Origin of the sequence: Thalassotalea castellviae, from assembly GCF_031846185.1 — a bacterium.
GTDB lineage: Bacteria > Pseudomonadota > Gammaproteobacteria > Enterobacterales > Alteromonadaceae > Thalassotalea_H > Thalassotalea_H castellviae.
In genome coordinates this window covers 1-13,549 of sequence record NZ_JAVRIF010000011.1, presented here as the reverse complement: position 1 = coordinate 13,549, position 13,549 = coordinate 1, and the positions used below count along the sequence as shown (strand labels likewise).

The following is a 13,549-nucleotide window of genomic DNA, read 5'->3' as shown; positions in this document are numbered from 1 at the left end:
AATTACTCAAATTTCGGAGACACCCAATGAAAGTAGCAGTATTAGGCGCAGCTGGCGGTATCGGTCAAGCGTTATCTTTATTATTAAAAACTCAGTTACCTGCAGGTTCAGATTTAGCTTTATACGATGTTGCGCCAGTAGTTCCTGGTGTTGCAGTAGATTTAAGCCACATCCCTACAGCGGTAAATGTTGAAGGATTCGGTGCTGACGACTTAGCTTCTGCGTTAAGTGGTGCTGATATTGTTATCATTCCAGCCGGTATGCCACGTAAGCCAGGTATGGACCGTGCAGATTTATTCGCGGTAAATGCTGGTATTATCAAAACATTAGCAGAAGGCATTGTAGCTAACTGTCCTAAGGCTTTAGTGGGTGTTATTACTAACCCAGTTAACGGTACTGTACCAATTGTTGCCGAAGTGTTTAAAAAAGCGGGAACTTACGACAAAAACCGTGTTTTCGGTGTAACAACTTTAGATGTTATTCGTAGTGAAGCTTTTGTTGCTGAACTTAAAGGCTTAAACGTTGCTGAAGTTAAAGTTCCAGTCATTGGTGGTCACTCAGGTACAACTATTTTACCTCTTCTTTCTCAAGTTGAAGGTGTTACTTTCTCAGATGAAGAAGTCGCTGCATTAACGCCACGTATCCAAAACGCGGGTACTGAAGTGGTAAATGCTAAAGCGGGTGGCGGTTCTGCTACCTTATCTATGGGCGCTGCTGCTGCTCGATTTTGTTTATCTTTAGTGAAAGGTCTACAAGGTGAAGATGTTGTAGATTACGCTTACGTAGACGTTGCAGATGGTGATGCTGCATACTTTGCTCATCCGGTACGTTTAGGTGTAAACGGTGTTGCTGAAATCTTACCATACGGTGAGTTATCTGCTTTTGAAGAAAAAGCGAAAAACGATATGTTAGCAACATTAAACAAAGATATTCAAGAAGGTGTTGATTTTATCAACGGTTAATTTTTTATCTTTTGATAATAAAGCCAGTCTCAGACTGGCTTTTTTTATGGCGTGAATATTTAGGCTAGGTGTTTAACGAGGATTGTTGTTGATTTTCGTCGTTTAGTTTTAAGGCTGGTTTAAGTTGTTTAAGGGCACTTAAACTAAGTTGTGTGCCTATCATAGATAACAAACAGTAACTTAAAAAATAATAAAATCCTGTCCCAACATGCGATAACGTTTCACTACTTAAGATGAGATTAATTTTAAACCCAAAAACAGCTATCGTCTGCTGAGTTGCTGTTTCTGCGTGGTTAGTCGACAGCACCGCTAAAAATATCGCAATGACAAAAACATCTGCCATCGACCATTTACCAATAAAATTGACAAAAGCGACAAGTTTTTTTGCTAAGTGAATATTCTTTAAAAAATAACTGAGCGTTATTAACGCTGTTTTTAATACAGGGATTGCGATAGAAAAAAGAAAGATTAACGCGGCTACTAATATACGTTCATCTTGCCAAAGCTCATTAATGGTATTTAATAATGACAATTCTTTATTAACGATTTCAGAAGTTAAATTGCCATTCGCGATTTGGGCAGTAACCGCCATATTTAAATTAAACATGGGTAAATATATGCCAGGAATAAAAAGGCCTATGGCGGCTAAGTTAAGAATAAAACCAAGATGTTTTCTAAGCATGTGTAACTCGATACCGTTAGATCAAACTGATGATTATGCTTTAAGCCGTTCTATTTGCCGCAATATGGGCTAATGAGATTAGCGCGTCTTTATAATCAGATGCTGGGATATTAGCCAGTGCGTTGATGGCTTTATCAGCTTCTTGTTCTGCAATTTTTTGTGTATACCGTAATGAACCTGTTTCTTCCATTGCTTGCAGTATTTCGTCTAAGTTGTCCATACCGTTACAATGCTCTATTGCATTTTGGATCAATGTTTTTTGTTTTTCGGTGCCGTGCTGCATCGCGTATAGCAATGGCAATGTTGGCTTGCCTTCTGCTAAATCATCACCGATATTTTTCCCCATTTCTTTGGCATCAGCCGTGTAGTCCATAATATCGTCAACAAGCTGGAAAGCCGTTCCTAAATATTTACCGTAATCTTGCATCGCGAGAATTGTTGCTTTATTTTGATCAGCAACAACAGCAGCTAAACGAGTCGCCGCTTCAAAAAGCTTTGCTGTTTTGCAATAAATTACCTGCATATAGCTTTTTTCGGTGGTATTAGGATCATTACAATTCATTAACTGTAAAACTTCACCTTCAGCAACAATATTGGTGGCATCAGATAAAATATCCATAATGTCCATGTTATTAAGCTTGGTCATCATTTGAAAAGAACGGGTATATAAAAAGTCCCCTACTAATACGCTCGCGCTATTACCAAAAAGTGCGTTGGCGGTTTCACGGCCTCGACGCATATTGGATTCATCAACAACATCATCATGTAACAGCGTAGCTGTATGGATAAATTCAATAATGGCAGCAATATCAATATGATTTGAACCTTGATAATTCAATGCTCTTGCGGCTAATACGGTTAACATTGGACGCATACGTTTGCCGCCAGCATTAACAATATAAACACCGAGTTGATTAATTAATGCGACATCAGATTGAAGTTGAGAATAAATAAGATCATTAACGGCTGTCATATCAGCTTGCGCTAATGCTTGTATATTTTTGAGATCCATAAAGCGAAAATAGTGACCTAAAAGTTCAATTACCCAGAAATTTATATGTGCTCAAGTTTACACGAAATTCAATGATATAGAAGGCTCTATTGAACTGGAAAAATTATTCTTTATTAATTATCATTTATCTCTTAAATGTACTTGCGATCCCTAATATCTTCGCGTAGAATTCGCGCCCTATATTTTTAAATTTAAGCGTCAAATATAACATTGGCGCAGTACGGAGTAGCTATGTACGCTGTATTCCAAAGCGGTGGTAAACAACACCGTGTAACTGAAGGTCAAACTGTTCGTTTAGAAAAAATCGAACTAGAAGTTGGCGCATCAGTTGATTTTGATAACGTTTTAATGATCGCTGACGGCGAAAACATCAATGTAGGCGCGCCTTACATTGCTGGCGGTAAAGTAACTGCGGAAGTTGTTACTCAAGGCCGTGGTGATAAAATTAAGATTGTTAAGTTTAAACGTCGTAAGCATTCACGCAAACAAGCGGGCCATCGTCAATGGTTCACTGAAGTGAAGATTACTGGTATTAACGGCTAATTAGGAGCGATTAAAAATGGCACATAAGAAAGCAGCAGGTAGTACCAAGAATGGTCGTGATTCAGAGAGTAAACGTTTAGGTGTTAAACGTTTCGGTGGTGAATCAGTATTAGCAGGTAACATTATTGTTCGTCAACGTGGTACTCGTTTCCACGCAGGTGACAACATGGGTATCGGTAAAGACCATACTTTATTTGCATTATCTGACGGTAAAGTTCAGTTTGATGTTAAAGGTCCTAAAAACCGCAAGTTTGTAAGTATTGTTGCAGAGTAACAGTATTTAAGAATTGAAAAACCCTGCTGTTTGGCAGGGTTTTTTTTTGCAGCTATATTTGATCTAGCATTAAATAGTTAGGCTTTGTATCACTTAAGTGAATAAAATCGCTTATAATACATACAAGCAATTAGTTTTGGAGTGTTTTACAGCACCATGAAATTTGTAGATGAAGTTGAAATTCGCGTAGAAGCCGGCGACGGTGGTAATGGTTGCGTAAGTTTTCGAAAAGAAAAGTATATCGAATTCGGTGGTCCAAACGGCGGCGACGGCGGGGACGGTGGTGATGTTTATCTCATTGCTGACGAAGGATTAAATACTTTAATTGATTATCGCTTTGAACGATTTCATCGGGCAAAGCGTGGTGAAAATGGTAAAAGTCGTGATTGTACCGGTAAAGGTGCAGATGATTTATATTTGAAAGTACCCGTTGGCACACGTGCAGTTGATGTTGATACCGATGAATTGATTGGCGATTTAACCCAGCATAAGCAAAAGCTGTTAGTGGCAAAAGGTGGTTGGCACGGTTTAGGGAATACACGCTTTAAAAGTAGTACTAACCGAGCACCTCGTCAAAAAACTGATGGTACGCCGGGTGAAATTCGAAGCCTTAAATTAGAGCTATTATTATTAGCGGATGTTGGCTTGTTAGGTTTACCAAATGCGGGTAAATCGACACTCATACGTAGTGTTTCTGCAGCGAAACCCAAAGTAGCCGATTATCCGTTTACTACATTAGTGCCTAATTTAGGTGTAGTGCGCATTGATAATCAAAGTAGCTTTGTGATTGCCGATATTCCAGGGTTAATTGAAGGCGCAGCGGATGGTGCTGGATTAGGTACGCAGTTTCTGAAACATTTAGAGCGTTGTCGTATTCTATTACACGTGATTGACGTTTTACCTGCTGATGGCTCTGATCCGTTAGAAAATGCCAAAACTATTATTAGTGAACTTGAAACACATTCAGCAAAACTGGCGAGTAAACCTCGTTGGTTAGTGTTTAATAAGTTAGATTTAATACTCGAAGAAGAAGCAAAAGAGCTAACGGATCGTATTATTGAGGGGCTTGACTGGCAAGGTGAAGTGAGATCAATTTCGGCCTTCAATAAAATGGGTACTGAAGAACTTTGCCAAGGGGTAATGAAGTTTATTGACGAATTACCGGACGAAGTAGAAGAAACGCCAGAAGAAAAATCGGTTGAATTTAAATGGGACACTTATCATCAAGAAACAGTCGATGAGCTCGATGATGATCTTGATGATGAAGACTGGGATGAACACCCAAACACCTTTTACCCCAAAGAGTAACTATACACCTTGACGATGTGAGAATATCTACTATGTTGATAATAGCTAATAAGTATTATCAAGGTAGGTATTCTCATAGAAATCTTTTACGAAATAAAAACAACTGAAATTAAACCATATACATATCGCACCCCTTTAGTGATTGTAGATGACAATGGTGAACTCTCAGTTAAATACTCCAAACAAGATCCTGTTCATATTAAAAAGCTTACTTTATTGAATTTAGTAGGTAGAGATGAGTCTGGAACTATAGTCTCTTATGAACCATTAGAGCAGGTGAACCGGTTCTTGTTAGCTCATCATGTCGATGAATCAAAACAAGAATCTGATCAATATAGCAAAGCTTTAGTACACTTCTTTTCATTTCTGCTTAAATCACAAAGCCTATGGGATGCAGAGTATGATGAAGATTTATTTGATGAATTAATTGATTTACCTCGACCTACCTGGAATACCTTTCCCTTACGTAAAAATCAACGAATTACTTATCAATATCGAGCTGCGTTAAAGCATGCTGTTCTTGAAGAACAAAACCCTCAATTGAAAATTGCTAGAACAACAGCGTCAGCGTATATGAATGGTGTCGTTAAATTTTACTCCTATTATCTTAGAAATGGTTACCAATTTAATAATCCGCCCTTTAAGTATGAAGTTGTTACGATAAGTTTTCAAGCAAGTGGTACTAGCATGAAGGCTTATATGTCTAAGCAAGTTCATACAACTGACTTACGTTTAAACTTTGGAAAATCGAAGAAAAACGAAGGAGGTGGGCTCCCCTCGTCAAGACGCGATCTAAAGCCATTAGCAAATGTTGAGTGGACATCAGTAGAGAAGATACTACTAGGCTCAAGAAAGGTTATAAAAAATGTTGGAGGGGAACTAAAGAGGGCTTCATTTCCAATTGAGTATTGTTTATTTTTCCTTGTGGGTAGGTTCACAGGGCTAAGAAAAGAAGAAGTTGCAAGTTTACATAAAGGGCAAGTAGTAAAACCAAATCTTGAAAAGAAAATGATGCGCTTTGGTGTCGGTAGTACTTACGGCTCACTCACCAAGTCAAATGGTCATGATAATAAACCCAGACGCACAATCATTCCAACAAGTACGATGCAAATGCTCTATGAGTATACTCGTAGTGATAGGTATCAAGCGAGACTTGCTAAGTTTAAAGCCTTTTGTAGAGAAAGAAGAGCTTTGGGTGATAATGCACTCTTTGAAGTTGAAGACGGTATTGATGAAGAAAAAGACTACATTTTTATCAGTCAAACAGGTATACCTTTTTTCACTAAATTGACAGAAGCTAATACTCGTTGGAATGAAATTAGAGCCACAGTTGAAAATGATAATGGCATTAATATAAATGGGGTTATACATAATCTACGGCCAACATTTGCAGTCTCATTATTCAGAGTTTTATTGCGTAAAACTGATCCTGATACAGCTCTTGCACTAGTATCTGAATGCCTAGGTCATGAAGATGCGGCAACCACATTATTGTACCTTAAAATTGCACAAGATGAGCCGGCAGGTGATGAGATCTATGAAGATGTTTTAGACTACCTGGGTATATTTGATGGTCTAGGCGATATCGATGATGCCTTAACTCATGATATCTCAAGTGAGGTTTAAAGTATTGAAAGGTAAACGCAAAGAATTAGCCCCAATTCGTGATAATGTTGCACCAAGAGCTACAGTTAACCCAATTCATATAATAGACATGAATATCGCTGTACCTGGACGGGGAAAGATGTACTTTAAGCGATTTAAGTATAAAGGCTGTCCAGTTTTAGACAATCAAACTGCTGACTTTAAAAAAGGTGCTTTACTTGTTGATATGAAGCGCAATGATTTAATTCGTAACCTTTATCAATTAATGAGTAAAGATACTAATCAAACAACTTACTCTCATTTTTGTGGTGTTATAAATTATATACGCTGGTTAGATGGTTTTGGACTTAAGGCTATCAAAGGTGACTGGTTTCATATGGATTTAATAAATGAATATATGAAATGGTTTAGCGAAGAATGTGCGTTAAATCGGAAACAAAAAACTAGTTGGTCAGCAGATAAAAAAGCACTCTCGTGGGTACTTAAACAGTTAAATAGAAGTTTAGACGCTAAAAGCCTTCCATCAGTTAAAGGCGCTACAGTAGGCAATAATTCTTATCAGGCTCATGATCTTGAAACTGAGCTAAAACCTTTAGCTAAATCGTTGTTTAAGGCATATAAGTCTCTATTAAAGCATTTTAAAGAAAGTACATTACCGGAGCGACATCCTTTATACGATGAAGAGTTATTAAATAAGGTTGCCATTGAGAGAGGTCTAAAAGGAAACAAACTTGTAGGACAAAAAGCAGCGTTTAAAAAAGCACTTCAAAAATCAGATGCACGGAATCATATTGTAAGAATCGCAATGATGATTACTTACATGTTTACAGGAATAAATACTAATCCATTAGCAAAGCTTAAAATATCTGATATATATTTTAAAGAGGTGCAAGGTGGCAAGTATATTTTTGATTCATCAAAAGGTAGGGCTAGAAATCAAGAGCAAGATAATTCTCTCGGCTTTAATAAACATGCTAAGGAGTTTATAGAAAGCTGGCTTTCTGTTGCTAAAACTATGGCAGAAGGAGACATCTCAGCTCCAGTATTTCCCTATTTCAAACAAGACGGAAGCGTAACTACATACGATGCAGTGATCAATTCCCCACAAGCTTGTATCAACAAATTACTTGAAAAACTAGGGCTTCCTACAATAAATCCGTCACGTTTTAGAAAGTCCAAGTTGGATACATTATTTCGTGTTACACAGAGCGTCTATTTAGTCGCAATGTCTGGAAATAACAGTATAAATGTTGTGGCGAGAAACTATGTTCATGGAACGAAAACAGAGCATCAGAATAATCTAGGGGCTGCGATGGATGCTAAATATGCCATCGCTAATGGAAAAGAAATAAAAGCAGCAACGGAAGCGGCGAAATATAAATTTGCCGATGTCCTTGATAACTATGAGTACGAACATCTTAGAGCAGGAAAAGATAGAAATAACGAATCACGAACACCACTTGGTGTTCGTTGTAACGATAATAAAAAAGGTTCTGCAAGTATAATAAGAAAATTACTTAAAAAAGAAGGGGTTGATACAACCGTAGAAGAAAGTATCTGTACAGATTTTCTATCATGTTTTGAATGTGAATATCATGCTCTAGTTGCTGATGTTATGGATATTTGGTTAATGCTTTCATTTAAAGAAACTTTACAGCAGCTTCAACAGTTACCAGCTGTTAACTCTATGCCTGAAAAGCGATATACATGGCTCTTCAATATTATTGAGAGTATTCTCAAGCGCTTTAAGGAAAAATCCAGCAGTAACTTCTTGTTAGCAGAAGAGAAGATAAAAGAAGCTGCACACCCGCTTTATAATAATGTTTACAGTTTAAACGACTTATTTGAGGTCTTCTCATGAAAATAAACGCAAAAGTTAAACTCAGAGATATACCTGAATTTAGTGCAGATACTGTAATAACAACTCGTTCTGATGGTTTACCACGTAGTCGAATTTATGATGAAACATGGATTTACTCGGGGCAAGAAGCACGTGCAGTGGGGCAACCTTTTAAAGTTTCTTTTAAAAATATTGATTTAGCATACCGAGAAGGAATACAAAGAGCTTTAGGGGTTATTTCTGATAGGTATGAAGTAAAACACCACCAAAAAGCCACATGTAGTCAAATACAGCGCTGGAAGAATGGCCTTATTAAAATTGCAACAGCATTAAAGAGCTGTAATTGGATATCTTTATCAGATGATAAAGTATTCTCTTCATTTACAAAAAAAGTAGTTAAGGATCTTAATAAAAAATCAGAAACCACCGTTGATGAAGTCGTTACTGCAATTAAAAAACTTCACGAGTACGGGCTATGTATGAGATTAATAAATCGAAATAGCCTAAGAAAGTTTGTTGAGTTAAGGCCAACTAAGCAGCATATTGCAATTCCTATAGGTATGTATCAACCTATTCTAGCTAGCGCAATTCAACTTGTTGAATTATATCAACCTTTCATTCATGAAATTGATCGAGTTATGAAGGAAGCTAGATTAATAAGGGAAGGTGAAAAAAATAGAAAAGAATTAAGTCAAAAACCTGGTTCAATATCACAAAGAACATTAATTAAAACAAAACAAATTCTTCATGATATTCCTGACTTTAAAATCCTCTTGGATGGTACTGTATTAAATAGAATACTGACCAATTGTAGCATTGTGGCTATAGCATTCTCTGGTATGAGGCTTGGTGAGATGCTGAGCATGTCAATTAATAGCTATAAAACAGTAATATCAGGTAAAGATAATGATATATCAGTTATTAAAGGAGAAACTTCTAAAGGGAATGACGGGGTTCCAAGGGTTGCTACTTGGCAAACTCATCCTGTTGTAAAAGACGCTTTAGAGTTAGCTTATGGCATAACTGAGCATTTAAGAAATGAGTACGTTAGTAAAGTTGAACAAATGGTGATTGCTGGAGAATTATCGAATGATGACTATCAACATGCACTTAGGGAGATTAATAGCGCATTTATTAGTACTTTGCCTGATAAGATCGACACTCGCTTTATTATCTCTGGTATGGAAAGGCGTTTTAACGACTCGTTTGCTGAATCAGGAATTGTCGCCTCTCAAAATGACGTTGAGGAATTTAATCGATTGAACCCTACCCGCGAAGGTGAACTGAAAGTTGGTGGGAAATTACCTAAACTCACACCTCATGATCTTCGTCGTACTTTTGCTGTTTTCTTCAAACGCTATGGTTTTGGTTCTTCTGCAACCATTAAGTTTCAATATAAGCATCAGAATATAAATATGTCTAACTACTACGCCAATAATGCTCAATTACAAGCCATGGAAGACATTTTAATGGATACCGAGTTATTAGAATTGATGGAAGAAGAAGGTATCCGTATGGGGGTGGATATTTTTGATGAAATTTATAATGAATCTGAAAATTTAAGTGGCGCAGGTGGTGAGCGTATTGCACAAGATAAATTTGAAAAGCTTGAAAATGGTCATCTTGTATATATGAATCGAGATGAAATAGAACGTTTAGTTCGAAATGGTACTCTATCGGTTGTTAAGCTCCCTACAGGAGGTTACTGCCTGAATGCATCTTGCAGCAGAGTATGCGGTATAGGTGAATTTCCTGGCGAGATAAAGCCTTGTGACCATCAACTAGTTACAGATAAAGAGGCTAAGAAAGTTTTACGTCAGAATAAACGTTTAATATCAAGCTTTAGAGAACTTAATACAGGTGACACAATGATGAACAGCATTTTAATTGGTATGAAACATAAGATAAAACGTAATGAAATAACAATTAAAAAGCATGATTTAAATTTTGAAGAATTTAATGATGCGATAAAGGGCGTCATAGCCACATCGGAGGTTTAAGTGGGAACAAAAGATATAACTGAAGCTAGGTTAAATAATGCGCTTGTTCGATTGTTAAAAGGAGAGCCTGAGCGTGTTAAAAAGCATGGAAAACTATCATTAAATAGGATTAATAATGAAGCAGGATTAGGACATAGTTATATTCATAAATTTAAAGATTTTGTGGATGATATAGCGATCCCTGCGATTGAAAAATTCAATAAGGAGTATGATCCTAACACAAGTGAAAATGATGATCCGTCAAATGATGTTGAAAAACTCAAAAAAAAATTAAAGAAAGAAATTGCGCTTAAAAAAAAGTATAGAAAGGAAAAAGATGAAGCAGTGATGATCCAAAAAGAATTGGAAATGCTCAATAGTACTTTAATGTTTAGGGTTTATGAACTTCAAGAAAAATTGCGCTCTAATAACATTATTGAGTTATCTCATAATAAATAGGTTAAATTTTAGTAGGTCATATCTTTTATCTAGGTTGTGACCTAAGCATACAGTTGATTAGGTCAGCAATTTTTAAAGCCTTGTGAATTAGCTAGAGTTAGTCGACACACATTCGCTGAGATATAGTTTCGAGTTTTTCCAAGTTTAAACGTTCACTCGCCCAACCTTGAGCAAATGGGATTGTATTAGATTTAGGTAATTGATCACTTTTCAAGTCTCTTATTCTAATTCGAGAAGGTAATGCAGCTCCTTCACCGACAAAAATAGCTTCTTGTTGAGATAAAATAGGTAAGGCCCCAACCATGCCAGATAGACCATCAGGCAAAAAGCGAGCGACATGTTGTTGATCAGCTGAGTTTGTAAGTCTTAATACAACCCATGTACCACATTGAGATATGACCGTACTATCTACATCTGCTGGTCGTTGACTAACAAGCATCAGGCCTATTCCGTATTTACGACCTTCCCTTGCAATGCGTCTAATTGCGCCCTGTGCAGCAGCGTATTGAGCTTCTCCATGATCTGGAACATATCTATGGGCTTCTTCACAAACTAAGAGAATTGGATCTTTTTCTTTTTCTTCTTGAGTCTGGAATATTTTATACTGAAAGAGCAGTCTGGCGATTAGAGCTGTCAGTGGACCTGCGACTTCGTTTGGCAGGCCTGAAATATCAATAATTCTGATATCTTTACCTTCCTGACTAGGAGCCCCTATAAATTGATTCAGGACTTGATGTAGCTTGATTTCATCTTCATTATCGAGCCAACACTTCATCATAAATGAAAGCCGAGTATCTCTTCGAAGAACCTTGAGCTTATCGAGTATGGATGGTACGGGAGATTTTGCTAGATCAGTATTTGACAAGCTCACATGACCAGCATTAGTTTTTCTCCCACCCTGTATATATTTAATATGACTTTCAAATTCTTCCAAACAGAATGGTCTAGGTTTATCACGGTCGAATTCCAGAATATCTGACGTATCTTTGCCATCACAAAGGTTTGGTTCATCAAAACTTTCTAAATGATCTAATTCATTTGTCCCAAACTCTCTTGGACAAGGCTTTACAATATTAGCTGCAACCATTCTTGCATGTGCAAGTGCTTTCTGGACTGCGTTATTCTGGCTAGTAGCACTTCTTTCTGTCTTACCGATAATCAGATTAGTAAACTCATCGCTAGACATTAACCAATATGGAAGCTTGATTTCATCTTGTCCATCATCACCTGTTGCTATGTCATATGCACGATATTGGACCGCTCTAGTCTTAAAGGCTGAGCCGTACTCTCCGTGAGGATCAATGACCACTATCTGAGGTGACAACTCTTTATCGTTATTTTTATGGGAAAGTACACTATGAATAATTGCAGCAACTGTACCAGATTTACCTGATCCAGTTGAACCAAGAACAGCACAGTGCATACCAAACATTTTATTAATGTTAGTTCGACAGGCTGTAGATTCAGAAGCACTATAAACAGCAAAAGGAACTAATGGATCTACTTCATCATTTCTTGTACCTTCAGCTGAGCGATAGACAAAAGAAATTTCTTCGTTGGTTAGAAGGAATACGCCTTGTTGAGGTAAAGGGTAAGTTTTAATTCCGCGTTTAAAAGCCAAAGTTGATTTTGTATTATTCCAGCTTCCTTCAGCCAGCAGTTGGACTTCCATTACACGTTGATCAGAATCAGGAGTTACAGGCATTCCAGCTTCAATTAACTCTTCTGAACGCATTCTTAGCATTGTCACCAAGCCAAAAATTATTTTACGACCATAGTGAATTTTAACCATGCTACCTATTTGACCAATCGGGTAAACACGGCCATTAAAAGTTCTTGTTAATTCTGATATTTTATCGGAAATCTCAACTTTTATGTTGGTTCCAGATACCTCGACAACTTGACCTATTTTTAGTTCTTCAGATGGTGTAAACATAATTAAACCTCGCATCCATTCTTTAATACTGATGTTACACCGTTGAATGTCCACCAATAATCATCTTCGCCTTTCCTTTTAAATGGGCCTTCTTTTCCAATATACAGGCCATGTATGGAGGCAATAATTACGCTTGAGCCAAAACTACCATTACGCCACTTTTCTAGACATGGAGGAATTGCATCCTTACACTCCAAGAAAGCAAGCAATACAGTTTTATTCTCTTCTTTTGATAAAGCAAACTCTATTTCGTTGTTGATGTGATCATCGCCAAAACTATAGCCGCACACAGCTAAAATATTACTATTGGAGGAATTTAGCGATTTTCTGAATAAATCAAATTGCGTAGAAAAGGGATCTTGTTGAGTCGCAATATATTTTGTAGCTTGTGGGTAAATTAAAACTCGCCGTTCTGCCTTTGGATAGAGGTCGTTATCTCTCACTCGCCATACATACCCTTTGTCACAAAGAAACCAATCTATCGAACCATGCATTTTAATTAAGTTCGCACGCTGTCCATTTGCTGGTGTGGGTTCTCCATATTTTTGTATACGATGCGCTACAGCTCCTCCTGCAAAACCATCCCAATATGGAACCCTATTAAGTGCTAGTGAATCTTCCAAAAGAGTGTCGTAGTTAGTTGTGAATATGTTTACTGCTTTTCTTCGTTCAAAAACACCAGCGGAGGCGTGGTTAAATAGAGTATCAATAAATTCTATATGTGCATTGATGTCAACGATTGGCTTAGATAAAGAACCTTCTTCAACTGTATTTCCATCCTTGTCCTCAACATACCCACACCGGATCACATTTGAGATAGATTCAAGAATTGTATTATGTGCTTCTTCTAGGGTTAATAACTCAACTTCGCTGCCATTAATTACCGTTTTATTATCTTTGTTTCTTTCAGCTAGTGCAGCATAGTCACCAAGGTGGCTAAGGACGTGTT

Annotated in this window: 12 protein-coding genes; 8 read left to right on the top strand and 4 right to left on the bottom strand. The window is 37.2% G+C overall.

From position 1 onward, the window contains the following. Window positions 1–26: 26 nt before the first annotated feature. Window positions 27–962, top strand: coding sequence for a malate dehydrogenase (gene mdh, locus RM573_RS15760; protein WP_311584178.1), 936 nt, complete (start codon window positions 27–29; stop codon window positions 960–962). Between the two features lie 64 nt (window positions 963–1,026). Here mdh and RM573_RS15755 read toward each other — a convergent pair whose 3' ends face one another. Both RM573_RS15755 and ispB read right to left on the bottom strand, forming a co-directional pair. Further along, window positions 1,027–1,644: a paraquat-inducible protein A gene (locus RM573_RS15755; RefSeq protein ID WP_311584176.1), complete on the bottom strand. Its 618-nt coding sequence runs from the start codon at window positions 1,642–1,644 to the stop codon at window positions 1,027–1,029. 40 nt (window positions 1,645–1,684) lie between these two features. Beyond that, window positions 1,685–2,656: an octaprenyl diphosphate synthase gene (ispB, locus tag RM573_RS15750; protein ID WP_311584173.1), complete on the bottom strand. Its 972-nt coding sequence runs from the start codon at window positions 2,654–2,656 to the stop codon at window positions 1,685–1,687. A gap of 231 nt (window positions 2,657–2,887) precedes the next feature. Between ispB and rplU the strand changes: the two genes are divergently transcribed. The 7 genes from rplU to RM573_RS15715 all read left to right on the top strand — a co-directional run bounded on the left by rplU (window position 2,888) and on the right by RM573_RS15715 (window position 10,664). Further along, entirely contained in the window at window positions 2,888–3,199 is a 312-nt protein-coding gene (gene rplU, locus RM573_RS15745) for a 50S ribosomal protein L21 (RefSeq protein ID WP_303449419.1), read from the top strand. A gap of 16 nt (window positions 3,200–3,215) precedes the next feature. After that, on the top strand, window positions 3,216–3,473 hold the full coding sequence (gene rpmA / locus RM573_RS15740; RefSeq protein WP_303449418.1) for a 50S ribosomal protein L27: 258 nt from the start codon (window positions 3,216–3,218) through the stop codon (window positions 3,471–3,473). 156 nt (window positions 3,474–3,629) lie between these two features. Then, window positions 3,630–4,781 (top strand): Obg family GTPase CgtA, encoded by a 1,152-nt coding sequence (cgtA, locus tag RM573_RS15735; RefSeq protein ID WP_311584168.1) that lies wholly within the window; start codon window positions 3,630–3,632, stop codon window positions 4,779–4,781. A gap of 138 nt (window positions 4,782–4,919) precedes the next feature. Then, complete coding sequence (locus tag RM573_RS15730) at window positions 4,920–6,407, top strand: site-specific integrase (protein WP_233143921.1); 1,488 nt, start codon at window positions 4,920–4,922, stop codon at window positions 6,405–6,407. A gap of 4 nt (window positions 6,408–6,411) precedes the next feature. Beyond that, complete coding sequence (locus RM573_RS15725) at window positions 6,412–8,247, top strand: hypothetical protein (protein ID WP_311584165.1); 1,836 nt, start codon at window positions 6,412–6,414, stop codon at window positions 8,245–8,247. Continuing rightward, window positions 8,244–10,226, top strand: a complete 1,983-nt coding sequence (locus RM573_RS15720) for a site-specific integrase (RefSeq protein WP_311584163.1) — start codon at window positions 8,244–8,246, stop codon at window positions 10,224–10,226. Before RM573_RS15725 ends, RM573_RS15720 begins: the two co-directional genes overlap by 4 nt. Then, a complete protein-coding gene (locus RM573_RS15715) occupies window positions 10,227–10,664 on the top strand; it encodes a hypothetical protein (protein WP_074498716.1) in 438 nt (145 codons plus the stop codon). It begins immediately after the preceding gene. 97 nt (window positions 10,665–10,761) lie between these two features. Here RM573_RS15715 and RM573_RS15710 read toward each other — a convergent pair whose 3' ends face one another. Then, window positions 10,762–12,600, bottom strand: a complete 1,839-nt coding sequence (locus RM573_RS15710; RefSeq protein ID WP_074498715.1) for an ATP-binding protein — start codon at window positions 12,598–12,600, stop codon at window positions 10,762–10,764. A 2-nt stretch (window positions 12,601–12,602) separates the two neighbouring features. After that, window positions 12,603–13,549: SIR2 family protein (locus tag RM573_RS15705; protein ID WP_311584159.1), on the bottom strand; the 947-nt coding region annotated here is incomplete at its 5' end.

Excerpts from the sequence above, each read along its gene's own strand:
- mdh (WP_311584178.1), top strand. The coding sequence starts at position 27 with ATGAAAGTAGCAGTATTAGGCGCAGCTGGCGGTATCGGTCAAGCGTTA.
- RM573_RS15755 (WP_311584176.1), bottom strand. The coding sequence starts at position 1,644 with ATGCTTAGAAAACATCTTGGTTTTATTCTTAACTTAGCCGCCATAGGC.
- ispB (WP_311584173.1), bottom strand. The coding sequence starts at position 2,656 with ATGGATCTCAAAAATATACAAGCATTAGCGCAAGCTGATATGACAGCC.
- rplU (WP_303449419.1), top strand. The coding sequence starts at position 2,888 with ATGTACGCTGTATTCCAAAGCGGTGGTAAACAACACCGTGTAACTGAA.
- rpmA (WP_303449418.1), top strand. The coding sequence starts at position 3,216 with ATGGCACATAAGAAAGCAGCAGGTAGTACCAAGAATGGTCGTGATTCA.
- cgtA (WP_311584168.1), top strand. The coding sequence starts at position 3,630 with ATGAAATTTGTAGATGAAGTTGAAATTCGCGTAGAAGCCGGCGACGGT.
- RM573_RS15720 (WP_311584163.1), top strand. The coding sequence starts at position 8,244 with ATGAAAATAAACGCAAAAGTTAAACTCAGAGATATACCTGAATTTAGT.
- RM573_RS15710 (WP_074498715.1), bottom strand. The coding sequence starts at position 12,600 with ATGTTTACACCATCTGAAGAACTAAAAATAGGTCAAGTTGTCGAGGTA.